This window comes from Streptomyces adustus, from assembly GCF_009377175.1.
GTDB lineage: Bacteria > Actinomycetota > Actinomycetes > Streptomycetales > Streptomycetaceae > Streptomyces > Streptomyces adustus.
Window position 1 is genome coordinate 17,771 of the sequence record NZ_VJZD01000024.1, and the last position, 23,249, is coordinate 41,019.

At 70.7% G+C, this 23,249-nt stretch carries 21 protein-coding genes; 8 read left to right on the top strand and 13 right to left on the bottom strand.

Annotation, left to right across the window (positions count from 1 at the left end):
* Position 1: 1 nt before the first annotated feature.
* The 3 genes from FNH09_RS08665 to FNH09_RS08675 all read right to left on the bottom strand — a co-directional run bounded on the left by FNH09_RS08665 (position 2) and on the right by FNH09_RS08675 (position 4,558).
* Positions 2–808: an HAD family hydrolase gene (locus FNH09_RS08665; protein WP_152886170.1), complete on the bottom strand. Its 807-nt coding sequence runs from the start codon at positions 806–808 to the stop codon at positions 2–4.
* Positions 808–3,294 (bottom strand): phosphoribosyltransferase, encoded by a 2,487-nt coding sequence (locus FNH09_RS08670; protein WP_152886171.1) that lies wholly within the window; start codon positions 3,292–3,294, stop codon positions 808–810. Before FNH09_RS08670 ends, FNH09_RS08665 begins: the two co-directional genes overlap by 1 nt.
* A 97-nt stretch (positions 3,295–3,391) precedes the next feature.
* A complete protein-coding gene (locus tag FNH09_RS08675; protein WP_152886172.1) occupies positions 3,392–4,558 on the bottom strand; it encodes an HpcH/HpaI aldolase/citrate lyase family protein in 1,167 nt (388 codons plus the stop codon).
* Positions 4,559–4,760: 202 nt separating this feature from the next.
* Here FNH09_RS08675 and FNH09_RS08680 point away from each other — a divergent pair, with 202 nt between their 5' ends.
* Positions 4,761–5,564, top strand: coding sequence for a TerD family protein (locus FNH09_RS08680; RefSeq protein WP_152886173.1), 804 nt, complete (start codon positions 4,761–4,763; stop codon positions 5,562–5,564).
* Positions 5,565–5,771: 207 nt separating this feature from the next.
* On the opposite strand, the gene FNH09_RS08685 is transcribed toward FNH09_RS08680, so the two are convergent.
* The 6 genes from FNH09_RS08685 to FNH09_RS08710 form a co-directional block, all read right to left on the bottom strand.
* Positions 5,772–6,509 carry a TerD family protein gene (locus FNH09_RS08685; protein WP_152886174.1) on the bottom strand — a complete coding sequence of 246 codons (738 nt, stop codon included), beginning with the start codon at positions 6,507–6,509 and terminating at the stop codon, positions 5,772–5,774.
* A gap of 109 nt (positions 6,510–6,618) precedes the next feature.
* Positions 6,619–7,764: a DUF475 domain-containing protein gene (locus tag FNH09_RS08690; protein ID WP_162468279.1), complete on the bottom strand. Its 1,146-nt coding sequence runs from the start codon at positions 7,762–7,764 to the stop codon at positions 6,619–6,621.
* Positions 7,765–7,965: 201 nt separating this feature from the next.
* Positions 7,966–8,541 carry a TerD family protein gene (locus FNH09_RS08695; protein ID WP_152886175.1) on the bottom strand — a complete coding sequence of 192 codons (576 nt, stop codon included), beginning with the start codon at positions 8,539–8,541 and terminating at the stop codon, positions 7,966–7,968.
* A gap of 105 nt (positions 8,542–8,646) precedes the next feature.
* A complete protein-coding gene (locus tag FNH09_RS08700; RefSeq protein ID WP_162468280.1) occupies positions 8,647–9,222 on the bottom strand; it encodes a TerD family protein in 576 nt (191 codons plus the stop codon).
* Between the two features lie 112 nt (positions 9,223–9,334).
* Complete coding sequence (locus tag FNH09_RS08705; RefSeq protein WP_152886176.1) at positions 9,335–9,793, bottom strand: peroxiredoxin; 459 nt, start codon at positions 9,791–9,793, stop codon at positions 9,335–9,337.
* A gap of 154 nt (positions 9,794–9,947) precedes the next feature.
* Positions 9,948–10,385: a DUF3052 family protein gene (locus FNH09_RS08710; protein WP_162468281.1), complete on the bottom strand. Its 438-nt coding sequence runs from the start codon at positions 10,383–10,385 to the stop codon at positions 9,948–9,950.
* Between the two features lie 363 nt (positions 10,386–10,748).
* On the opposite strand from FNH09_RS08710, the gene aceE reads away from it, so the two are divergent.
* The gene (gene aceE, locus FNH09_RS08715; RefSeq protein WP_162468282.1) at positions 10,749–13,481 is read left to right on the top strand and encodes a pyruvate dehydrogenase (acetyl-transferring), homodimeric type; all 2,733 of its coding nucleotides are present in this window, start codon (positions 10,749–10,751) and stop codon (positions 13,479–13,481) included.
* Positions 13,482–13,559: 78 nt separating this feature from the next.
* A complete protein-coding gene (locus tag FNH09_RS08720; RefSeq protein WP_152886178.1) occupies positions 13,560–14,324 on the top strand; it encodes a potassium channel family protein in 765 nt (254 codons plus the stop codon).
* 127 nt (positions 14,325–14,451) lie between these two features.
* Here the strand turns inward: FNH09_RS08720 and FNH09_RS08725 are convergent, their stop codons facing one another.
* A complete protein-coding gene (locus tag FNH09_RS08725; RefSeq protein ID WP_152886203.1) occupies positions 14,452–14,778 on the bottom strand; it encodes a small hydrophobic protein in 327 nt (108 codons plus the stop codon).
* A 307-nt stretch (positions 14,779–15,085) separates the two neighbouring features.
* The gene (locus FNH09_RS08730) at positions 15,086–16,711 is read right to left on the bottom strand and encodes an MFS transporter (RefSeq protein WP_152886179.1); all 1,626 of its coding nucleotides are present in this window, start codon (positions 16,709–16,711) and stop codon (positions 15,086–15,088) included.
* A 94-nt stretch (positions 16,712–16,805) separates the two neighbouring features.
* On the opposite strand from FNH09_RS08730, the gene FNH09_RS08735 reads away from it, so the two are divergent.
* The 3 genes from FNH09_RS08735 (at position 16,806) to FNH09_RS08745 (ending at position 19,743) form a co-directional block, all read left to right on the top strand.
* Positions 16,806–17,459: a TetR family transcriptional regulator gene (locus tag FNH09_RS08735; RefSeq protein ID WP_152886180.1), complete on the top strand. Its 654-nt coding sequence runs from the start codon at positions 16,806–16,808 to the stop codon at positions 17,457–17,459.
* A 127-nt stretch (positions 17,460–17,586) separates the two neighbouring features.
* Positions 17,587–18,804 carry an alpha/beta hydrolase gene (locus tag FNH09_RS08740; protein ID WP_162468283.1) on the top strand — a complete coding sequence of 406 codons (1,218 nt, stop codon included), beginning with the start codon at positions 17,587–17,589 and terminating at the stop codon, positions 18,802–18,804.
* Between the two features lie 66 nt (positions 18,805–18,870).
* Positions 18,871–19,743, top strand: coding sequence for a DUF4429 domain-containing protein (locus tag FNH09_RS08745; protein WP_152886181.1), 873 nt, complete (start codon positions 18,871–18,873; stop codon positions 19,741–19,743).
* Between the two features lie 19 nt (positions 19,744–19,762).
* Here FNH09_RS08745 and FNH09_RS08750 read toward each other — a convergent pair whose 3' ends face one another.
* Entirely contained in the window at positions 19,763–20,248 is a 486-nt protein-coding gene (locus FNH09_RS08750; RefSeq protein ID WP_152886182.1) for a MerR family transcriptional regulator, read from the bottom strand.
* Positions 20,249–20,377: 129 nt separating this feature from the next.
* Here FNH09_RS08750 and FNH09_RS08755 point away from each other — a divergent pair, with 129 nt between their 5' ends.
* The gene (locus tag FNH09_RS08755) at positions 20,378–21,199 is read left to right on the top strand and encodes a serine hydrolase domain-containing protein (protein WP_152886183.1); all 822 of its coding nucleotides are present in this window, start codon (positions 20,378–20,380) and stop codon (positions 21,197–21,199) included.
* Positions 21,200–21,225: 26 nt separating this feature from the next.
* Here the strand turns inward: FNH09_RS08755 and FNH09_RS08760 are convergent, their stop codons facing one another.
* Positions 21,226–21,882 carry a pirin family protein gene (locus FNH09_RS08760; protein ID WP_152886205.1) on the bottom strand — a complete coding sequence of 219 codons (657 nt, stop codon included), beginning with the start codon at positions 21,880–21,882 and terminating at the stop codon, positions 21,226–21,228.
* A 95-nt stretch (positions 21,883–21,977) separates the two neighbouring features.
* On the opposite strand from FNH09_RS08760, the gene FNH09_RS08765 reads away from it, so the two are divergent.
* Positions 21,978–23,183 carry a helix-turn-helix domain-containing protein gene (locus tag FNH09_RS08765; RefSeq protein ID WP_162468285.1) on the top strand — a complete coding sequence of 402 codons (1,206 nt, stop codon included), beginning with the start codon at positions 21,978–21,980 and terminating at the stop codon, positions 23,181–23,183.
* Positions 23,184–23,249 lie beyond the last annotated feature (66 nt).

A 23,249-nucleotide genomic window follows, 5' to 3' on the forward strand; every position in this document is an offset into this window, starting at 1 on the left:
CTCAGGCGCGGGTGGCGCGCAGGAACTCTCGCAGGATGCGTTCGCCCGCGAGCACACCGCGTTCGGGCAGCGCGGTGACCGCGGGGGCGGTCCAGTCGTCGTCGGCCAGTTCGCCGTGGCCCGGCCGCCAGCCCCGGTCCGCCACCAGCAGCAGGTCCGCGTCGAGCAGGGAGTCGCCCGCGGCGAGGGTGAGATCGGCACCGGTGCGGCGGACGACCTCACGCACGGCCGCGCTCTTGGTGAGCGGCTTCGGCACCGCGTAGATCTTGCGGCCCTGGAGCGACACCGTCCAGCCGAGGTTCTCCGCCCAGGCCGCGAGCTCCTTCACCCACTCCTCGGGCAGCAGCTCACGCTCCACGACCAGATAGGCGAACAGGTCCTCGGCGACCCGCTGCTTGCGCAGCCAGAGCGGATCCGCCGAACGCGCCAGGTGCTCCTGCACCTGGGCCAGCGGCGCGCACTCGTCGGCCAGCCGCGCGGTCACCTGCGCGTGCCAGTCCGGATCCGAGACACCGTCCACCAGCAGATGACCGCCGTTGGCGCAGATCGCGTACGTCGGCGCCGGGCCCGGCAGGTTGATGCGCAGGTACTGCTTGCGGGTCCGGGTGGTGGTCGGCACGAACACCGCCGTGTCGCCCAGCTCCGTGAGCAGTGCGGCCGCCGTCTCCGTCATGTACGACAGCGGCTTGTTCTCGTGCACCTCCACGCACAGCAGCCGCGGGGCCCGGGCGTCGGGCATGGTCAGTGCCAGCGCCGCCGCGGAGTAGATCAGCGTACGGTCGAGGTCGCTCGCCACCAGCACCGGCATCAGACCGTCACCGCCCTGCCGTCGGCGCCGGTCGCCCCGCGGGTGAACTTGGGGTGGATCAACCCCACGCAGGTGTAGGGAAGTTCGTCGACCTCCTCGACGGGCACGCCTCTCTGTTCGGCCAGCAGGCGTACGTGGTCGAGGTCGGCGCCGGCCCCGGCACGGGCCAGGATCTTCCACGGCACCCGGCGCAGCAGCACCCGGGTGGTCTCGCCGACGCCGGGCTTGACGAGGTTGACGTCGTGGATGCCGTAGTCCTCGCTGATCCGCTCGACGGCCGCCCAGCCCTCCCAGGTCGGGGTCCGGTCGGCGGACAGCAGTTCCTTGACCGCCACGTCCACCGCGTCGACCACCTCGGCGAAGCGCGCGGCGACCGTGTCGAGGAAGTCCACCGAGACGTCCGTACCGGCGAGTTCGCGGTAGAACTTCGCGCCGTGGAAGTCGTGCGGGCCCACCAGGTCCGCGCGCAGCACGGTCCGCGAGATCAGGCCGGACACGGTCGAGTTGAGGCACGCGGAAGGGATGAGGTAGTCCTCCCGGGTGCCGTAGGTGCGTACGCACGAGCCCGGGTCGGCCAGCACCGCGATCTCCGGGTCGAAGCCGGTGATGCCGTCGGACTCCTCGAACTCCTCGATGGCGTCGGCGAGTTCCCGGGTGATGGCGCCCTTGCCGGTCCAGCCGTCGACGAAGACCACGTCGGCGGGGTCGTGGTGGGCGGCCAGCCAGCGCAGCGCGTTGGCGTCGATGCCCCGGCCGCGCACGATCGACACGGCGTAGTGCGGCAGTTCGAGGCCGTAGCGGAACTGGGCCCAGCGGCGCATCAGGACGCCGACCGGGGTGCCCGCGCGGGCCAGCGAGACCAGGACCGGGCGCGCCGCGTCCGCCTCGCCGGAGCGGGTCCGGCCGCGGGTCTGCGCGCGCTCCGCGAGCACGGTCTCGGTGACCACGCCGACGGCGTGGGCGATCCGGTCCGCGGAGGTGGCGAGCGCCGCGTGGAAGAGCTGCTGGTAGTGCTCGCTCGGCTGGTACTCCACCGGCAGCGACTCGGCGTAGTGGGCGCCACCGCTCTGGATGGCCTCCTCGCGCTCCTCGGTCGGCGCCTCCAGTGTGACGTCCGAGAGGTCCTGGAGCAGCCAGCCCACCTCCTCCGGGGCGTACGAGGAGAAGGCGGGGCCGCGAAGGGGCTCGGGCAGCATGGCGGGCCTTTCGGGTACGTGCGGCGGTTCGGGGACGTACGAGGGCACGACCACGAGCAGGACGTGCGGGGCGTGCGCGGCGAGCTGGGCGAGCAGGCCGCCGGGGGCGTGCAGTCCGGAGGTGTCCGCGGCCGAGTCCACGACCGCCACGACCGCGTCGAAGCCCGCGCCGGCCACGTTGTAGGCGTAGCGCTCGCCGGGGCCGTCGGCCGGGTCGTCGTGGGCGGGGAAGACCAGACGGCTGCGTATCGCGTAGCCGGGGTCGTCCACGGCCAGGACGGGCGAGCGGGTGGTGGTGGAGTAGCGCACCTCGGCGGCCACGGCCTGTTCGAGTTCGCGGGCCAGCCTGAGCGGTGCGTACATCAGCTCCTCGAAGCCGAGGACGAGGACGCGCCGGGCGTCGCCGGGTATCGCCTCGGCGAGCCGGACCGCCATCGCGGGCAGCGCGGACTCCAGCCGGGCGCGGTGGTCCGGGGTGAAGCCGTGCCGTCCGCCGTCGGGCACGGCGCGCGGCCAGACCAGGTCGACGCGTTCGACCCGGCCGTCCGGGGCGGGGGCGGCCGGCGCGGCGGACTCGTGCCGTGCCACCAGCGCCTGCCCCTTCTCCAGCACGCCCTCGGGCAGCCGTACGGTCCCGGAGGCGGCCGCCACCAGGTCGACCCGGGCGCCGATCTCCGCGGCGAAGTCCGCCAGCCGGCCGGCGTCGGCGGCCGAGCGCATGTCGACGAGCGCGACCACGACGTAGCGGCTGCGCGGGTAGCGCTCGTGCAGGTCACGGATGGTGTTCAGGACCGTGTTGCCGGTGGAGAACTCGTCGTCGACCAGGATCAGCGGGCCGTCGCCGCGCAGCAGCGCGGGGTCCTCGGGCAGCAGCAGGTGGGAGGTGGCGTGCGAGTGGGACTCCTCGAAGCCGCCCGCCTGGTCCACCCCGGCGACCGGACGGCGGGTGGAGTGCAGATAGGGGGCGAGGCCCACCCCGTCGGCGACGCAGTGGCCCAGGCCGGTGGCGGTCTCCGCGTAGCCGAGGACGACCGCCCGGGCCGCCTCCTCGTCGCCGAGCAGCTCGCGCACCCGGCGGCCGAGGTCGAAGCCGTGGCCGTAGACGACGGACGGGGTCTGCGGCACGTGCTTGCCGAGCACGTTCGACACCAGCAGATGGGCCCGCTTGGGGTTGCGGCGCAGGGCCAGCCCCAGCAGATCGTCCAGCTGGTCGTCGCCCACCAGTTCGAGCCCGAGCCGTTCGGCGACCCAGGTTCCGGACCAGACCCCGTCGTTCACTGCGTTGTTCATGCGTCCCTTGTGTGTAGCCGGTGCGTCGGTCGGGTTCGTCGGTCGATCTCGCCGGTCGGGTTCGTCGGTCGGGTGGCCGGCCGGGTGGTCGGCCGGTTCAGCTGGTGATGACCGCGGCGAGCAGGTCCACGAAGCTGACGTCCTCGTGCGCCACGCCGAAGACCTCCGCGCGCAGCATGGTCCGCTCGGCCCAGGCGCGGTGCGGCTTCACCTCGTTCATCTTGTTGGTGTACGCCGACCGCAACACTCCCCCGCCGCCGCGCTCGGGCCGCAGGATGTCGGCCGCGTCGCTGAACTCCTCGTGACTGACGACGGACAGCGCGTGCACGGCCGGTACGTGGGAGGGGTGGATGCAGGTCTTGCCGAGCAGGCCGTTGGCCTGGTCCAGGGAGATCTCGCGCAGCAGTCCGTCCATGGCGTGCTCTATGAGTATCTCGCGCAGCTCGACGGCCTGTCCCTCCAGGAAGGGGCTGTGTCGCAGCATCGGCTTGAACATGCGCTCCGGGACGCGGAAGTACTCCCACACCGGGCCGGTCACCGTGAAGCCGGTGCCGTCGGCGCGGCCCAGCATGTTCACCACGTCGGAGATCACCGAGGCGACGATCTGGACGTCGTACGCCGTCATGTCGGGGGCCCGCCGCAGGCCGTAGGAGGAGCAGAAGTCGGTCACGCCCAGGCGCAGCGCGAGCACCCGGTCGCGGAACTTGTCGACGGCGCGGGCGATGCCCTCCAGCGTGTCGACGCGCGACTCGCGGTACAGCAGCTCGGGCGACTCCAGCACCGGCATCGCGAACAGGCGCCGGCCGCTCGACGACTCCGCCGCGGAGAGCGCCTCCAGGAACGGGACACCGCGCTGCTCGGTGAACTTCGGCATGACGAACCCGGACAGCAGCCGGACGGTGGGACCGAGGCGGTGGACCAGGTCGGGGATCTGCTCGGGGGTGCGGACCCGGATGAAGAGCAGCGGCAGGTCGAGGTCGGCGCGCGCGTCGAGGTCGGCGAACTGGCGGACGAGGTTCGCCTCGCCCTCCTCGACGTCCGCGTCGGCGATCGAGTCCTCCAGGCACAGCACCATCGAGACCACGCCGCGTTCGGCCTGCTTGACGATGTCGTCGGCGAGCTTCGGCCGGATCGCCGGGCTGTAGAGCGTGGCACCCAGGGCCGCGGACAGCAGCCGGGCCGGGGAGTCCGTGGTGAACTCGCACGGCTCCTGGACGAAGAGGCGCTTCCGCACCTCAGGGGCGATATGCCCGAAATGACGCATTGAGCTCCCCCATGGTGATGGAACGGCGCATGAATGTGGCCTGTGAAGTGTCTACGTGTGGCCGGTAATAGTACGTAGGGATCGAAGGAGGAGGTTCCCTCCGGGCGTGAAGTTCAGGTAACGCCGACAAACACAGTGGGTCACCATGCCCGGATTCACCCCCACATTGTCGTGATCAGGACCGAGAGGGCAGGATGACCGCATGACGCACGCGATGCTGAAGGGGTCGAACGTCCCGCTCGAAGCCACGACGGTGCGCGCCGTGCTGCGCTGGACGCCCGAACAGGGCGCCCCCGACGTGGACGTCTCCGCGCTGCTCCTTGGCCCCGACGGTCGGGTGCGCTCCGACGAGGACTTCGTCTTCTACAACCAGCCCCGGCACCCCTCCGGGAAGGTCTGGCGGCTCGGCAAGAAGCGGGTGGCCGAGGGTCTCACCGATACGATCCAGACAGATCTCGTCGGTGTCGAGCCCAGCGTCGGCCAGATTCTGCTGGTCGCTTCGGCGGATGGCGTCACGTTCGATCGCGTACGGTCACTGCGCATCGTGCTGTACGACGCCTCGGTCGCCGAGGGCGAACCGCTGGCCTATTTCGACATCAAGCCGGAGACGGGCGAGGAGACCGCGCTGATCTGCGGCGAGCTCTACCGGCGCGGGGACGGCTGGAAGTTCCGGGCCCTGGGCGAGGGCTACTCGAACGGGCTCAAGGGCCTGGCGACCGACTTCGGCATCTCCGTGGACGAGGCGGAGGCCGTACAGGAGTCGCAGTCCGTCCAGCCTCCGCCGCCCACCACCTCCCAGCCGCTGCCCCCGGAGCAGCCCGCGAACGTGCCCGTGCAGCCCGCCTACGGCTATCCGCAGCCGCCCGCGACGACGCAGCCGGCCTACGGCTACCCGCATCCGACCAGCCAGCCCGCGTACGGCTATCCCCAGCCCGTCCCGGTCGCCCCGGCCGCGGCCGGCGAGTTCCGGCTGCCACCGCAGGGCCCGCAGTTCATCGGCCGCTGACGGCACCGCGCTCGGCCGGGGGCGCCCCGCTCGCCGGCCGCCGACGCGGGGCCCGTACGGGCCCCGCACGGGCCTTGTGCGAGCCCTGTACGGGCCCTGTACGGGATGCCTGGCGCTTCGCCGCGCCGGATCCCGTCCCGGGGCCCGTCGAGGCCGGTCAGGCCGTCCCGGCGCCGCCGAGAGCCGCGCCGTCGGCGGGGTCGGGCGTCAGCCCTCGACCTTCGTCTTGTAGCCCCGCCCCCATTGCAGTCCCCAGCCGTACAACCGGTCCAGCTCGGCCTGGAAGCCGTAGACGAACTTCACCTCGCGCCGGACGACCAGCTCGCCCTTGACGTTCTCGATCATCACGACCGCGCAGGAGCGGGCCTGCGGATGGCGTTCGTCCAGGCCGATCTCGATCCGCGGGCCGTTGCTCGGATACAGCGTGACGATGGCGTGGGTACGGTCAAAGGCGGGTGTCTGGTCGTATATGTAGACGAACACCAGCAGACGCTTGATGTCGTCGCGGTGGTCGAGGTTGATGTACATGGTCTCGCCGGACGCCGAGCCGAAGCGGTCGTCGCCGCTGAGCTTCACGTACGGCGGGGCGTTGACGTCGCCCAGGTAGCCGCCGAGCGGCTGGACGACACCCTTGGTGCCGTCCATGAGCTCGTACAGGCAGCCCAGGTCGAGGTCGACGTTGACCATGCTCTGGCTGTGGCCGACGACCTCCGGGGGCTTGAGCGCCTTGAAGGGATGCCGCAGCAGGCTCTCGCGCTGGGTGCCGCCGAAGTCGGAGGTCCGCATCCGCCAGGTCAGGTTGATGCGCAGGTTGCCGGTGGCCGCTCCCTGTTTGGTGAGGGAGACGTAGTGATGCCGTTTGGTCAGCTCGATCGCGTTGCTCGCCGCGCTGCCCGAGTCGAATTCGAGCGCACGCCCGCGCCAGAGCCCGTCGAAGAAGCCCATGCCCTGCCCCCACCCCTGCCTTCACCCACACCCGAAAAGCCGGCGGGGCGGCCGGCGGACCTCTGTCGCCTGCCGCCCCGCACGAAGCGTTCCCCTCGTCGACCGGTCGTCACACCCCGGACGAGACCTCGGCCTTCTCGTCCGACCCCGCTTCTCCCTCGGCCGCCGCCAGCGCGCGGTTGCGGCGCACGGAGGACCAGAAGGACAGGGCGATCAGGACGACGCCGACGAGGCCGGTGATGACCTCGTTGATCTGGTGCTGGATGGTGACCATGAGGATCACGGCGAGCGCGCCGATGGCGTAGTGCGCGCCGTGCTCCAGGTAGACGTAGTCGTCGAGGGTGCCCTGGCGGACCAGGTAGACCGTGAGCGAGCGGACGTACATCGCGCCGATGCCGAGGCCGAGGGCCATCAGGACGATGTCGTTGGTGATGGCGAAGGCGCCGATCACACCGTCGAAGGAGAACGACGCGTCCAGGACCTCCAGGTAGAGGAACATGAAGAACGCGGCCTGGCCGGCCAGCACGATGGCCGGCTTCTTCCTGCCGGTCCGCTCGGCCTCCTCCTCCGCCTCGTGCTCGCGCTCCTCCTCTTCCTCCAGCTTGTCCTCGAAGTAGCCGGAGAGCCCGCCGACGACCATGTACGTGATCAGGCCGGCGATGCCCGCGATCAGCACCGTCTGCGCCTTGTCGACATGCGCGCCGCCGTGCTGGTGGGCGTGGGCCGCGAAGGTGAAGGAGGTGATCAGCAGGACGACCAGGGCGATGCAGACCGACAGCATGTCGACCTTGCCGAGCTTGGCCAGCGGCCGCTCGATCCAGCGCAGCCACTGGATGTCACGCTCCTCGAAGATGAAGTCGAGGAAGATCATCAGCAGGAACATGCCGCCGAAGGCGGCGATCGCCGGGTGGGCGTCGGTGACCAGCTGCTGGTACTGGTCCTTGTTGTTGAGCGCGAGGTCGACCGCGTCGATCGGACCGATCTTGGCACTGATGGCGACGATGACGACGGGAAAGACCAGCCGCATCCCGAAGACGGCGATCAGCACACCGACCGTGAGGAAGATCTTCTGCCAGAAGGCATTCATCTTCTTCAGGATTCCGGCGTTGACCACCGCATTGTCGAACGACAGCGAGATCTCCAGGACGGAGAGGATCGCCACGATGCCGAAGGCCTCCCACCCCCCGTAGAAGACCGCCGCGACCAAGCCGAGCGCGGTGACCGCGAACGACCAGCCGAAGGTTTTCAGAAGCACTGGCTACCCAATCCTGTGTGAGGGGAACGTCCCGGACGGAGTCCGGGGAAGCGCCTCCCCCGCGTCACACTCGGCTTTACGAAGTGTTGACCCCGAAGTCTAGAGGGAGAGCTCTCCGGACAACACGGGCGGGCCCATGTGCTTTGCCTGAAGAGCCATGGTCCGCCGGGTGACGGGCCCGGCTCGCGGGCCGTCACGGCTTTACGAGACGTTGACCCCGAAGTCCAGGGCGATGCCCCGCAGACCCGACGCGTACCCCTGACCCACCGCCCGGAACTTCCATTCGCCCTGGTAGCGATAGAGCTCGCCGAAGATCATCGCGGTTTCCGTCGAGGCGTCCTCGGACAGGTCGTAGCGGGCGAGTTCCTGACCGTCGGCCTGATTGGCGACGCGGATGAAGGCATTGCTGACCTGACCGAAAGTCTGACCGCGTTCGTCGGCCATGTGGATCGACACCGGAAAAACGATCTTGTCGCAGTTCGCGGGCACCTTCGAGAGGTCCACGATGATCGACTCGTCGTCGCCCTCACCCTCACCGGTGAGATTGTCGCCCGTGTGCTGCACCGAGCCGTCCGGGCTGGTGAGCTGGTTGTAGAAAACGAACCACTCGTCGCCCAGAACTCTTCCGTCCTTGCACAGCAACGCGCTGGCGTCGAGGTCGAAAGGGGCTCCGGTGGTGGAGCGCGCGTCCCAGCCGAGCCCGACCATCACCTGTGTGAGGTTCGGCGCGGCCTTGGACAGGGAGACGTTGCCCCCCTTGGCAAGCGTGACGCCCATGATGCTGGTCCTCCCCTAGGTCTTGCTTCTTCGGTTGTCCTGCGCGTCCGGCGCCGCCCGTAAACGGGACGGCGCCGGTCGAACGTCCTGGTTCGGGACCAGGTCTCAGACGTTGACGCCGAAGTCCTGCGCGATGCCGCGCAGACCCGAGGCGTAGCCCTGGCCGATGGCGCGGAACTTCCACTCCGCGCCGTTGCGGTACAGCTCGCCGAAGACCATCGCGGTCTCCGTCGAGGCGTCCTCGGACAGGTCGTAACGGGCGATCTCGGCGCCGCCGGCCTGGTTCACCACGCGGATGAACGCGTTGCGGACCTGGCCGAAGGACTGCTGGCGGTTCTCCGCGTCGTAGATCGAGACCGGGAAGACGATCTTGTCGACGTCGGCCGGGACGGTCGCCAGGTCGACCTTGATCGCCTCGTCGTCGCCCTCGCCCGCACCGGTGAGGTTGTCACCGGTGTGCTCCACAGAGCCGTCGGGGCTCTTGAGGTTGTTGAAGAAGACGAAGTTCGCGTCGTTGGCGACCTTGCCCGCCGTGTTCAGCAGCAGCGCGCTGGCGTCCAGGTCGAAGTCCGTACCGGTGGTGGTGCGCACGTCCCACCCCAGGCCGACGATGACCGCCGTCAGGCCGGGGGCCTCCTTCGTCAGCGAAACGTTGCCGCCCTTGCTGAGGCTGACTCCCACGAGTCCTCCATTGGTGTCCGGGGGCGGGGAGCCCCTGCGTGCTCTGGCATCGGATCAACGACTCGATCCTAGTGACGGGTTCCCGCACCTCGCAGTGCGTGGAGCCGAACCGTCACAGGGTGTCGAGCGCCTTGACGTAGTCGTTCAGGTCGCGCGCGTCCGGCAGGGCGTTGACGACGGTCCAGCGCACGACGCCCGTCTTGTCGATGACGAAGGTGCCGCGCACCGCGCAGCCCTTGTCCTCGGCGAAGACGCCGTAGGCGCGCGAGACCTCGCCGTGCGGCCAGAAGTCGGACAGCAGCGGGTACTCCAGGCCCTCCTGCTCGGCGAAGACGCGCAGGGTGTGGATGGAGTCGTTGGAGACCGCGAGCAGCTGGGTGTCGCGGTCGGCGAACTGCGGCAGGTTGTCACGCAGCTCGCACAGCTCACCGGTGCAGACACCGGTGAAGGCGAACGGGTAGAAGAGCAGGACCACGTTCTTGCTGCCGAGGAAGTCGGAGAGCTTCACGGCGCTGCCGTGGTTGTCCTTGAGCTCGAAGTCGGGGGCCTTGTCGCCGACCTGGATCGCCATCGTCGTGCTTCCCTTTCGGTGGGCTGCTCGGGTGAGAGCGCTGACAACGCCGAGAACACTGAGAGCGCTGAGCCCAGCCTACGCATCGGGCACGACGAACCTGCGGACGGGCTGGCCGACCTTGACCGCCAGCCCGTCCGGGGGTGGGACGGGACTACTTCTTGGTCTTGGCCGCCTTCGGGGTCAGCAGCCGGCTGCCGATCCAGTCCTTGCCCACGCTGACGCTCTTGGAGGCCGACAGCCCCGCCGTCGTCGCGGCTTCCGAGATGTCGCTCGGCTCCACGTAGCCATCACGTCCGGTCTTCGGCGTGAGAAGCAGGATCGCACCGCCCTCTTCGATGTACGTGGTGGCGTCCACCAGCACATCGGTCAGGTCGCCGTCCTCGTCGCGGAACCACAGCACCACGGCATCGGCTACGTCGTCGTAGTCCTCGTCCACCAGGTCGCTGCCGACAACTTCTTCAATGGCCTCGCGGAGTTCCTGGTCTACGTCGTCGTCGTAGCCGATCTCCTGGACCACCTGCTCGGGCTGGAACCCCAGCCTGACGGCAGGGCTAGTCCGTTCCTCCGCGTGGTCCGCGGTCGCGCTCACGGGTTGCCTCCTGATCATGTCTTGGTGAATATCTCAGCCACGCGCGTGCGCGAAGCATTGGCCGTAGTCCACACGGGCGGGGCGGATCGCGCAAGTACCCGGCGGTTCAGACCGCCGAAACGGTGACGATCCGGGCCGTGTCGCCCCAACTCCAGGCACGCCGCAGCAGCCGGAAGTGACCCACACCACACCCTTCTGCCCCCTTTGCCCCTTTGGGAATCAGGAGGAGGTGACACAGATCCGGGTTACCCCTCGGTAGAGATGACGTTTGTCGCACCGAGGTACACGATGGGGAGCGGCGCAGACAGACCGAGAACCTGGGAAAGAACAGCAAAAGCAGCCCTCTGACAGGTAAGGACCAGCGTGCCCTCCGGATCCGATCGAAACCCGATCATCATTGGCGGCCTTCCGAGTCAGGTTCCTGACTTCGATCCCGAAGAGACCCAGGAGTGGCTCGACTCCCTGGACGCGGCCATCGACGAGCGCGGCCGGGAGCGTGCCCGGTACCTCATGCTCCGGCTGATCGAGCGGGCCCGCGAGAAGCGCGTGGCCGTGCCGGAGATGCGCAGCTCGGACTACGTCAACACCATCCCCACCCGGGCCGAGCCGTTCTTCCCGGGCAACGAGGAGATCGAGCGCAGGATCCTCAACGCGACCCGCTGGAACGCCGCCGTGATGGTCTCGCGCGCCCAGCGGCCGGGCATCGGCGTCGGCGGCCACATCGCCACCTTCGCGTCCTCCGCCTCGCTCTACGACGTCGGCTTCAACCACTTCTTCCGGGGCAAGGACGAGGGGGACGGCGGCGACCAGGTCTTCTTCCAGGGCCACGCCTCCCCCGGCATCTACGCCCGCGCGTACCTGCTGGACCGCCTCAGCGAGCGCAACCTGGACGCGTTCCGGCAGGAGCGGTCGAGGGCGCCGTACGGGCTGTCCTCGTACCCGCATCCGCGGCTGATGCCGGACTTCTGGGAGTTCCCGACCGTGTCGATGGGCCTCGGTCCGATCGGCGCGATCTTCCAGGCCCGGATGAACCGCTACATGCACGCGCGCGGGATCGCCGACACCTCCCGGTCGCACGTGTGGGCGTTCCTCGGCGACGGCGAGATGGACGAGCCGGAGTCGCTGGGCCAGCTGACCATCGCCGCCCGCGAGGGCCTGGACAACCTGACCTTCGTGGTCAACTGCAACCTCCAGCGGCTCGACGGCCCGGTGCGCGGCAACGGCAAGGTCATCCAGGAGCTGGAGTCGGTCTTCCGGGGCGCCGGCTGGAACGTGATCAAGCTGATCTGGGACCGGACCTGGGACCCGCTGCTCGCCCAGGACCGCGACGGCATCCTGGTCAACAAGATGAACACGACTCCGGACGGCCAGTTCCAGACGTACGCCACCGAGTCGGGCGGATACATCCGCAACCACTTCTTCGGCGACGACCAGCGGCTGCGCGCCATGGTCGAGCACCTGACCGACGATCAGATCCTGCACCTGGGCCGCGGCGGTCACGACCACAGGAAGATCTACGCCGCGTTCAAGGCCGCCGTCGAGCACCGGGACCAGCCCACGGTCATCCTCGCCAAGACCGTCAAGGGCTGGACGCTGGGTCCGAACTTCGAGGGCCGCAACGCCACGCACCAGATGAAGAAGCTGACGGTCGCCGACCTCAAGGGCTTCCGCGACCGGCTGCACCTGCCGATCTCCGACCAGGAGCTGGAGTCCGGCCTGCCGCCGTACTACCACCCGGGCCGCGACTCGGAGGAGATCCAGTACATGCACGACCGGCGCAAGGGACTCGGCGGGTACGTCCCGACCCGGGTGGTGCGCGCCGAGCCGCTGGCCCTGCCGGACGACAAGACGTACGCGACCGTGAAGAAGGGCTCCGGCCAGCAGTCGATCGCCACGACCATGGCGTTCGTGCGACTGCTGAAGGACCTGATGCGGGACAAGGAGATCGGCAAGCGATTCGTGCTGATCGCGCCGGACGAGTACCGCACGTTCGGCATGGACTCCTTCTTCCCGAGCGCGAAGATCTACAACCCGCTCGGGCAGCAGTACGAGTCCGTCGACCGTGACCTGCTGCTCGCCTACAAGGAGTCGCCGACCGGGCAGATGCTGCACGACGGCATCTCCGAGGCGGGCTGCACGGCCTCCCTGATCGCGGCCGGCTCGGCCTACGCGACCCACGGCGAGCCGCTGATCCCGGTCTACGTCTTCTACTCGATGTTCGGCTTCCAGCGCACCGGCGACCAGTTCTGGCAGATGGCCGACCAGCTGGCGCGCGGTTTCGTCCTGGGCGCGACCGCCGGACGTACGACCCTGACCGGCGAGGGCCTCCAGCACGCGGACGGCCACTCGCAGCTGCTGGCCTCGACGAACCCCGGCTGTGTCGCCTACGACCCGGCCTACGGGTACGAGATCGCGCACATCGTGCAGGACGGCCTGCGCCGGATGTACGGCCCCGACAGCGAGAACGTCTTCTACTACCTCACCGTCTACAACGAGCCGATCCAGCATCCGGCGGAGCCCGCGGACGTCGACGTGGACGGCATCCTCAAGGGCATCCACCGGATCGCCGCCGGCACCTCGGGCACGGTCCCGGCGCAGATCATCGCGTCGGGCGTGGCGGTGCCCTGGGCCCTGGATGCGCAGCGGACGCTGGCCGAGGAGTGGAACGTGCGCGCCGACGTCTGGTCGGCGACCTCCTTCAACGAGCTGCGGCGCGAGGCCGTGGAGGCCGAGCGGCACAATCTGCTGCACCCGGAGGAGGAGCAGCGGGTGCCGTATGTGACGCGGAAGCTGAGCACGGCCGAGGGGCCGTTCGTGGCGGTTTCCGACTGGATGCGTTCGGTTCCGGACCAGATCTCCCGTTGGGTGCCGGGGACCTATCAGTCGCTGGGCGCGGACGGGTTCGGGTTCGCGGACACCCGTGGCGCGGCCCGCCGGTTCTTCCACATCGACGCGCCGTCGATCGTGGTCGCGGTGCTGACCGAGCTGGCGCGCGAGGGCAAGGTCGACCGTTCGGTCCTGAAGCAGGCCGTCGACCGGTACCAGTTGCTGGACGTGGCGGCGGCGGATCCGGGCACGGCCGGCGGCGACGCGTGACTCCGCGCGCCTGAGCGCACGTCGGGGCGGTGGGACCGATCGGCCCCACCGCCCTTATGCGTTCCTTACGATGCGCTCATGCAGGAACAATCGGGACAGGTCCGCTGGGAGCAGCGCACCCAACGGCCGTTGCTGGCCCTGGCCGTGGTGTTCGCCCTCGCCTATGCCGTGCCGATCGTGGACAGTTCGGCCGGACGCACGCTGACGATCGCGTGCACGGTGACCGAGTGGACGGTGTGGGGGGCGTTCGCCGCGGACTATCTGGTGCGCCTGGCGATGTCCGGGCACCGCCGGGAGTTCGTCCGCACGCACTGGCTGGACCTGGGCGCGGTGGTGCTGCCGATCCTTCAGCCGCTGCGGCTGCTGCGGCTGGTGGCGACCCTGATGCTGGTGGGCCGGCGGGCGCGGATGGCCTCCCAGATCCGGCTGACGACGTACGTGGGCGGGGCGGTCGTCGGGCTGCTGATGTTCGGTTCGCTGGCCGTGCTCTCGGTGGAGCGGGACTCGCCCAACGGGAACATCCGCACGCTGGGTGACGCCGTGTGGTGGTCCTTCACGACGATGACGACCGTCGGGTACGGGGACCACGCGCCGACCACCGGGATGGGCCGGGTGCTGGCCGTCGGGCTGATGCTGTCCGGCATCGCCCTGCTGGGTGTGGTCACCGCGAACATCGCCGCGTGGTTCATCGCCCGGTTCGAGAAGGACGACGTGGAGGAGCGGCGCCAGACGGAGGCGATCGAGCGGCTGACGGAGGAGGTCCGCGCACTGCGCGCGGAGGTCGCGGCACTGACCCGGGCGGGGTCCGTACGGGAGCCCGTGGGCGGGGAACAGACGCACTGAGCCGCGGGGACGCGGGGCGGAAGACCGCGGGGAGAGGCGGTCGGACCGGGCGGCCGTCCGGCATCGCTGTGTTCGTGGGGTGCCGTCGCGCCGGCGCTCCGGCGCGTCCGGTCCTGCCGCGGTGCGGCTACAGGCCGCCGCCCGCGAGCCACATGATCGCCGTGAGGGTGTCTATGGCACCCAGCACCAGGGCGACCAGGGCCGGGATCGGCCGGGCACCGGACCAGGTGCGGCCCATGGCGAGCCAGCCGCAGACGACCGCCGCGGGGCCGAGGACGATCCCCAGGGTGAAGAAGCCCGCGATCGCGCAGATGACTCCGATGATTGCCAGGGTCGCGCGGTCCGTCCCTCCCCCGGCCTCGGCTCCGCCCGGTCGGGGGGACCTCCATCGCGGCCCCATCCGGCCGCGCGAGCGGGGGTATCCACCTGTTCGCCGTCCGAAGCCCGCCATCATCAACTCCCAGAACCCCGGGATCAGTTGGATGTGCATCGGGGTTCGTCGGTGCGGGTACCCCCGATCGGGCCGCCAAGTCATCGGCCCGCGGGCCGTCGAGACGACGGCCCGCGGGCCTCGGCGCGCTGCCCCCCTCCGGCAGCGCGCCGCAGCCCGGCCGCCCTCCTTGCCGTACGGACATGCCTGTGGAACATGCCGTACCGGAGGACTTGACCCACTGTGACGTGCGGCGTCTGCCGGTGGACAGGATTCCCTGGCGTTGTCACCCTCATAGGGGAATTACGGTGAAAACGCCGTCGGATTCCCGTCAGATGTGAGCGCCTCCCATGCCGGCTTCGGCGTTCTCGCCGCGCTTGGTGAGGAAGGCGACGAAGACCGCCACCACCGCGACGCCGGCGGCGACGAGGGACGCCAGGCTCATGCCGGAGATGAAGGTGTCGTGCGCAACGTCCGTGATCTTCGCGACGATCGCCGCCGGGGTGCCCGGGGCCACCGGCGCCACGCCGACCTGGACCGCCTCGGAGGCCTGGTCCAGCTGCGCCGAGGTGAGCGGCGGCAGGCCCGCGGCCGTCCAGTTGCCGGGCAGGTCGCTGTCCACCTTCGACGCCATGACCGCGCCGAGGACGGCCGTGCCGAGGCTGCCGCCGATCTGCATCGCCGCCTGCTGGAGACCGCCGGCGACACCGGAGAGCTCCATCGGGGCGTTGCCGACGATGACCTCCGTGGCGCCGACCATGACCGGCGCGAGGCCGAAGCCCAGCAGGGCGAACCAGACCGACATGACACCGCTGCTGGTGTCCGTCTCCAGCGTGGACATGCCGTACATGGCGATCGCGGTGGCCGCCATGCCGCCCGCCAGCGGGATCCGCGGGCCCAGCTTGGTGATCGCCAGGCCGGCCAGCGGCGAACCGACGATCATCATGCCGGTCAGCGGCAGCAGGTGCAGGCCGGCGTCGATCGGGCTCATGCCGTGCACGTTCTGGAGGTAGAACGTCACGAAGAACAGGCCGCCCATGAAGGCGATGGCCATCAGGACCATCAGGACCACGCCCGCCGACAGCGGGACCGAACGGAACAGCGCCAGCGGGATCAGCGGCTCGGAGACCTTCGTCTCCCAGAAGCCGAACGCCGCGAAGAGCACGGCGGAGCCGACGACGAAGGCCCAGGTCTTGCCGTCGCCCCAGCCCCACGCCGGAGCCTTGATCAGTGCCCAGACCAGGCAGAACATCGCGCCGGAGAGCAGCGCGATGCCCAGCAGGTCGAAGGAGCGCGGAGCGTTCTCGGCCCGGTGGTCGAGCAGGATCAGGCTGCCGAGCACGAGGGCGACGACGCCGACCGGCACGTTGATGAAGAACACCGACTGCCAGCTGACGTGCTCGACGAGCACACCGCCGAGGATCGGGCCGCCGGCGGTGGAGGCGCCGATGACCATGCCCCAGATGCCGATGGCCATGTTGAGCTTCTCGGCCGGGAAGGTGGCCCGCAGCAGGCCCAGCGCGGCCGGCATCAGCAGCGCGCCGAACAGACCCTGGAAGACGCGGAAGGTGACGACGAGCGCGATGCTGTCGGACAGGCCGATGGCGCCCGAGGCGGCGGCGAAGCCGACGACGCCGATGAGGAAGGTCTGCCGGTGGCCGAAGCGGTCGCCGAGCTTGCCCGCGGTGATCAGGGAGACCGCGAGGGCGAGGAAGTAGCCGTTGGTGATCCACTGGACCTGGGCGAAGGTGGCGCCGAGGTCCTTCTGGATCGCCGGGTTGGCGATGGCCACGATGGTGCCGTCGAGGGCCACCATCATGACGCCGACGGCGACGGTTATGAGGGTGAGCCACGGGTGCCCGCGCAGTCCGGCGGCCTCCGGGGCCGAGCCGGACGGGGTGGCGGCCGGCGCCTTGTCCCCCGGCCCCGTCGTGTCGATGGTGGTCTGACTAGTCATGCCTTCGAGGCTAGTGACAGCCACTGACAATTGACAAACCAGTTCACAAGTCGGTAACTGTCACGCCGCGTACCGAACAGGCAGGAGAGACCCCATGGACACCGCACCACCCCCCGGACTGCGCGAGCGCAAGAAGCAGCGCACCCGGGAGGCGCTGCTGCGGGCCGCCCTCGACCTGTTCACCGGCCGCGGTTACGAACAGACCACCGTCGACGACATCACCGAGGCCGTCGAGGTCTCGCAGCGCACCTTCTTCCGCTACTTCGCCGGCAAGGAGGACGCGGCGTTCGCCGTCCAGGAGATGGCGGAGGCGCACTTCGTCGCGTCGGTGGCGGCGCGGCCGCCCGCGGAGGCTCCCATGGAGGCCCTGCGCAACGCCCTGCTGGACGACTGGGACCGGCTCAGCGAGGCGATCGAGGCCGTCGTACCGGTCGAGCTGTACGTACGGATGTACCGGACGATCGAGTCGACGCCCGCCCTGCTCGCCGCCCATCTGCGCCGCTCCGCGGAGACGGAGGAGCGCATCGCGCGCGTGCTGGCCGAACGCGAGGGACTCGACCTCGACACCGATCCGCGGCCCCGGCTCGCGGTGGCCGTCTTCGGCGGGGTGATCCGGGTGACGGAACGCCAGTGGAGCACGGGCGAGGACTTCAGCCCGCGGGCGATCCGGGAGCTGACGGCCCGCTACCTCGACCAGGTCGGTGTGGCGCTCACCGGACACTGGCGCCGCCCCGCCGACCTCGCCTGAGAACCCGGCCCGGACATCGCCTCGATGGTGCCCGAGGTCACCTGCGAGCATCGCCACTCCCATCGAAACGTGATCCCTGTCACTCGGTTACCGCGTGGCCCGCTCGTTCTCCTAGTGTGTCCTCCCAGTGACTTCCTTCGGCACCTCCCCGCAACTCAACGTCTGGCGCGCGCTGCTCGCTCTGGCCGTCGTGTTCGTGATGCTGGCGACCACCGGCTGGACGGCTCTGCGCCAGCAGCGGGAGACGACCGCTCTCCAGTCCTCCCTGACGGCCTGGGAGCACGGGCGCATCGGCGGACACCGGCTGCCCGACCCTCACGCGGCCCCCGCAAGGCTGTCCCGGTTCTTCGCCTCGCTCACCCCGCGGGAGCGCAACAGGCTCGCGACCCGCTACCCGCTCGCGGTCGGCAACATGAACGGCGCCCCGGTCCGGCTGCGCTACCGCGCCAACCGGGTCGCGCTCGGCCAGGCCCGCGAGGTCGAGCACGCGCGCATGCACGACAGCCGGCTCAGCCCGGCGGGGCAGCAGGAGGCGGGCCGCAGGATGCACCGCTTCGAGTCGATGATGAGCGGCGGCCGCCAGATCCTCGCCTTCGACCCGGAGAGCTCCGGCCGCGCCGCCGAGGTGTTCGGGGATCTCACCAGGGCCGAACGGATCTCGGTCGTCGTCCCCGGCGTCGACACCGACCTGCTCACCTTCCAGCGCACCAACCGCAGGTACTCGGCGCCCGTCGGCATGGCCAAGTCCCTCCACCACGCCGAGCGGGCCGTGCGTCCCGCGGTCCGTACCGCGGTGATCGCCTGGGCCGACTACACCGCGCCCGCCGGACTCGGCATCGACTCGGCCACCGCGATGCGCGCCGAGGACGGCGCCGTCCGGCTGAACGCGCTGCTGCGCGCGCTGCCCGGCAACGCGCCGGTCGCCATGTTCTGCCACAGCTACGGCTCCGTGCTGTGCGGGGTCGCCGCGCGCGACATGCCCCGCCGGGTGGTCGACATAGCCGTGGCCGCCAGCCCCGGGATGCGGGTGCCCAGCGTCGCCCACCTGGGCACCTCCGCCCGGGTGTGGGCGATGCGGGACGCGAGCGACTGGGTGCAGGACGTGCCGCACCTGGAGGTCGGGGGCCTCGGCCACGGCGCCGACCCGGTGTCCCCCGCGTTCGGCGCCCGGGTGCTGTCGGCGCGTGACGCGCAGGGGCACAGCGGCTATTTCGAGCCGGGCACGGACAGCCTGCGCAACCTCGCCGACATCGGCACGGGCGCGTACCGGTCGGTCCGGTGCGCCGACCACGACAAGGGGTGCCGGGCGGGTCTGCCCGGCAAGGCAACGGCAGAACGCGCGTAGAGACGTAGAAATCGCGGTCTGCCCGGGGAGGCGACGGAGGAGCTCGTGCCGCATACGATGAGCCGCATGGGTGACGTACTGGCCGGATTTCATGCCGCCTGGGAGTTCGAGTCCGACTCCGTGCTCATCCGCTACGAACGGGGGATCCGCACACCGAAGCTCTTCCAGGCGCTGGGCGAACGGCGCGTCCCGCTCACGGCGATCGAGGCGGTGACCCTCACCCCCGGCAAGCGCGGCACGGTCGTGCTGCGGGCCGAGCCCCGCCCGGGCGCCGACCCGCTGATGGAGGCGGCCGACGGACAGCTCAAGGAGGGCTCCGACCCCTACCGGCTGGTGCTGCCTGCCGAGCGCGCGACGCTCGCCGAGTACTACGCCGACGAACTGCGCGCCCTGCTGACCGAGTCCGGCCCGGCCGAACGCCATCTGGTGCCCGCGCCCGAGGCGCCGCGGCAGTTCAAGGCGTACGACGCGAAGGCGTCCTTCGACGGCCGGACGGTGGCCTTCCGCTGGTTCTGGACGGGCGCGTCCTCGGCGAAGTGGAAGGCCGGCGACCAGAGTTTCCCGGTCGGCGGGCTGACCGGGGTCGAGTGGCGCTCCCCCGAGGTCTTCGAGGGGCATCTGCGGCTGCTGCTGCGGGACCCGGCCGAGCAGCAGGCCGCGCAGGCCGACCAGGACCCGGCGGCGGTGGTGTTCGGTCTGGGGTACGGGCCGGTGCACGAGTCGCTGCCGTTCGCCGCGGCCGTGCTGGCCGCGGTGCGCGCCGGCGGGCCGCCGGCCGCGCCCGCCGTGCCCGCGGCCGCGCTCGCCGTCCCGGCGCCGCGCCGCGATCCCGCCGACATCGCCGAGCGGATCCGTCATCTCGGCGAGCTGCACCGGGCGGGGCTGCTGACGGACGAGGAGTTCTCGGTGAAGAAGGCGGAGCTGCTCGCGGAGTTCTGACGCTCCCCGGCGGGGGCGGTCAGCCCGCCCGCTCCGCGGCGTGGCCGTGCCCGGCCTCCGTGTAGAAGGCGATCTTCCGGTCGAGCACCGCGAGCGTGTCGTGGAGCTCGGCGATCCGGGCCAGGACGTCGTGCCGGGTCGCCACCAGCAGGTCGCGCCGCTCGTCGTAGGTGTTCTCGCCCTCGCGCACCAGCTCCGCGTACCGGACCATGTCGGCGACCGGCATGCCGGTCAGCCGCAGCTTGCCGACCAGGCCGAGCCAGTCCAGGTCCCGGTTGTTGTAGCGGCGCTGGCCGGTGTGCGAACGGTCGATGTGGGACATCAGGCCGATCCGCTCGTACCAGCGCAGGGTGTGCGCGCTCAGCCCGGTGAACGCGACGACCTCACTGATGGTGTAGCTGTCCCGGCCGTCGGGGCGCGGATGCGGTGGCGGCGGGGCGGAGCAGCTGTCTGCGGAGGTGGGGGCTTGCTCGGTGGCCGCGGGCGTGGTCTGCATCACCGTCATGACCTCCACGCTATGGCCTTCGAGCGCACTCCAGGCAAGCCGAACCGGTAAGAAGGCGACGGGTGTGGCGTGATCCATCCGGTGGGGTGGGTCCCGGGCCGGGGCGCCGGGCGGCTTAGGCTCGACGGCATGTCTGCACAGAGCTTGGCGTCGATCGAGAACTGGCCGGTTCCCACCGCTGCGGCGGGTGTCGTACGGGCCGACGGCACGGTCCTGGGGTCCCATGGACCCGTCGGGCGGCGCTTCCCGCTGGCCTCGGTCACCAAGCCGCTCGCCGCCTACGCCGCGCTGGTCGCGTACGAGGAGGGGGCGATCGAGTTCGACGAGCCGGCCGGCCCCGCGGGGTCGACGGTCCGTCATCTGCTCTCCCACACCTCGGGGCTGGCGTTCGACGAGCACCGGGTGATGTCGGCGCCCGGGGAGCGGCGGCTGTACTCCAACGCGGGCTTCGAGGTGCTCGGGGAGCACATCGCGAAGGCCACGGACATCCCGTTCGCCGAGTATCTGCGGCAGGCGGTGCTGGAGCCGCTCGGCATGACGGACACCGGCCTCGACGGCTCCCCGGCGAAGGACGGGGTGTCGACGGTGACGGACCTGCTGCGGTTCGCCGCGGAGGTGCAGGCGCCGCGGCTGCTCGATCCGCGTACCGTCGCCGAGGCGATGACGGTGCAGTACCCGGGCACGAAGGGCGTCCTGCCGGGCTACGGCCACCAGAACCCCAACGACTGGGGCCTCGGCTTCGAGATCCGGGACGGCAAGTCGCCGCACTGGACGGGCGCCTCGTCCTCGCCGCGGACGTTCGGGCACTTCGGGCAGTCGGGTACGTTCCTGTGGATCGACCCGGACGCGGGGATCGCGTGCGCCGCCCTGACCGACCGGCCCTTCGGCCCCTGGTCCGTCGAGGCGTGGCCCCCCTTCACCGACGCGGTGCTCGCCGAGCTCACCCGCTGACCCGGTCGGCCGGAGACGGCGGCCGGTCAGGCCGCCGCCATCTCCCAGAGCAGCAGTTCCGCCGCCGTCACCCCCACCGCCTCCAGGTCCTTCGCGTCGGTGATCCGCGCCGCGTCGCCCGGCGTCAGGTCCGCGCCGTCCAGCCGTACCGCGCCGCGTACGACATGGACGTACACATGGGCCGCGTCCGGCACCGCCGTCCGCTCCCCCGCGGCCAGCCGCCGTACGTGCAGCATCGCGCCCGCCTCCGGTACCGCGTAGGGGGTGGAGTCGGCGATGCCGCGGACGATCTCGTAGACCGGGTCGCCGCCCGCCTCGCGCGGGGCCAGCCACATCTGGACGAAGGTCAGCGGGGCGGCGGCGTCGTTGCGCTCCACGTGCCGGACACCGGAGGCCGCGCTCAGGCGCTGGACGTCCCCGGCGCGCACCACCGTCTCGCGGCCGAGGGAGTCGCGGTGGGTCAGCTCGCCCTCCACCACCCACGTCACGATCTCCGTGTGACTGTGCGGGTGCTCGTCGAAGCCGGCGCCCGGGGCGAGCCGCTCCTCGTTGCAGGCGATCACCGCGCCGAAGCGCAGGTTGCCGGGGTCGTAGTGGGGGCCGAAGGAGAAGGCGTGCCGGGATTCGATCCCGGCCCGCGGATCCCCTCCGCGGTAGCGCTCGCCCGCGCGCCGTACGTCCATCACGACCACCACGGTAGCCCCGCGCGGGACCCGCCGCGGACCGCGCGCCCGACCCGGCGGCACACGTCGGCGTCCCGATAAGGCAGTCTTGTCCCGTGCCCGAACCCGAAACCAGCAAGTCCAGCACCGCAGCGCACGACGTCCGGACGCACGCCGCGACCCTCAAGCGGCTGGAGAAGTCCGCCGGGACCCTCGCCGTCCAGGCCATCGCCCGGATGGACGAGACGCTGCCGTGGTACCGGGCCATGCCCCCGGAGAACCGCTCCTGGATCGGGCTCGTCGCGCAGGCCGGCATCGCCGCCTTCACCGAGTGGTTCCGGCATCCCGACGCCCCCCAGGCGATCTCCACCGATGTGTTCGGGACCGCGCCGCGCGAACTGACCCGGGCCATCACCCTGCGCCAGACCGTCGAGATGGTGCGCACCACCATCGAGGTGATGGAGAGCGCGATCGACGAGGTGGCGGCCCCGGGGGACGAGCGCGTGCTGCGCGAGGCGCTGCTCGTCTACGCCCGTGAGATCGCCTTCGCCACCGCCCAGGTCTACGCCCAGGCCGCCGAGGCACGCGGTGCCTGGGACGCGCGTCTGGAGTCGCTCGTCGTCAACGCCGTGCTCAGCGGCGAGGCCGACGAGGGCGCGGTGAGCCGGGCCGCCGCGCTGGGCTGGAACGCGCCGGAACATGTGTGCGTGGTGCTGGGGACCGCCCCGGACGGCGACTCCGAACTGACCGTGGAGGCCATCCGGCGGGCCGCCCGGCACGCCAAGCTCCAGGTGCTCACCGGGGTGCTGGGCAGCCGGCTCGTGGTGATCGCCGGTGGCAGCGACAACCCCCTCGCGGTGGCCAAGTCGCTGATCGGGCCGTTCGCGCAGGGACCGGTCGTGGCCGGTCCCGTCGTCCCCGACCTGCTGGCCGGAACCCGGTCCGCGCAGGCCGCCGCGGCGGGGCTGAAGGCGTGTTCGGCCTGGCAGGACGCGCCGCGTCCGGTGCTGGCGGACGATCTGCTCCCGGAGCGCGCGATCGCCGGCGACCCCGGTGCGCGCGAGCAGTTGGTGGAGGAGATCTACAGACCGCTGGAGGAGGCCGGCTCCGCGCTGCTGGAGACGCTGAGCGTCTACCTGGAGCAGGCGAGCAGCCTGGAGGGGGCCGCACGGATGCTGTTCGTGCACCCCAACACCGTGCGCTACCGGCTCCGACGTGTGACGGACGTCACCGGCTGGTCGCCATCCGATGTACGATCCGCGTTCACACTGAGGATCGCGCTGATCCTGGGGCGTCTGGTCGATGGAGATCCCCAGACCTAGGTTTGTCGAAGGCCTACAAAACCCCCTGCTGTTCTTCGTCCCTGTCCCCACGGGCGGCCGTGGCCG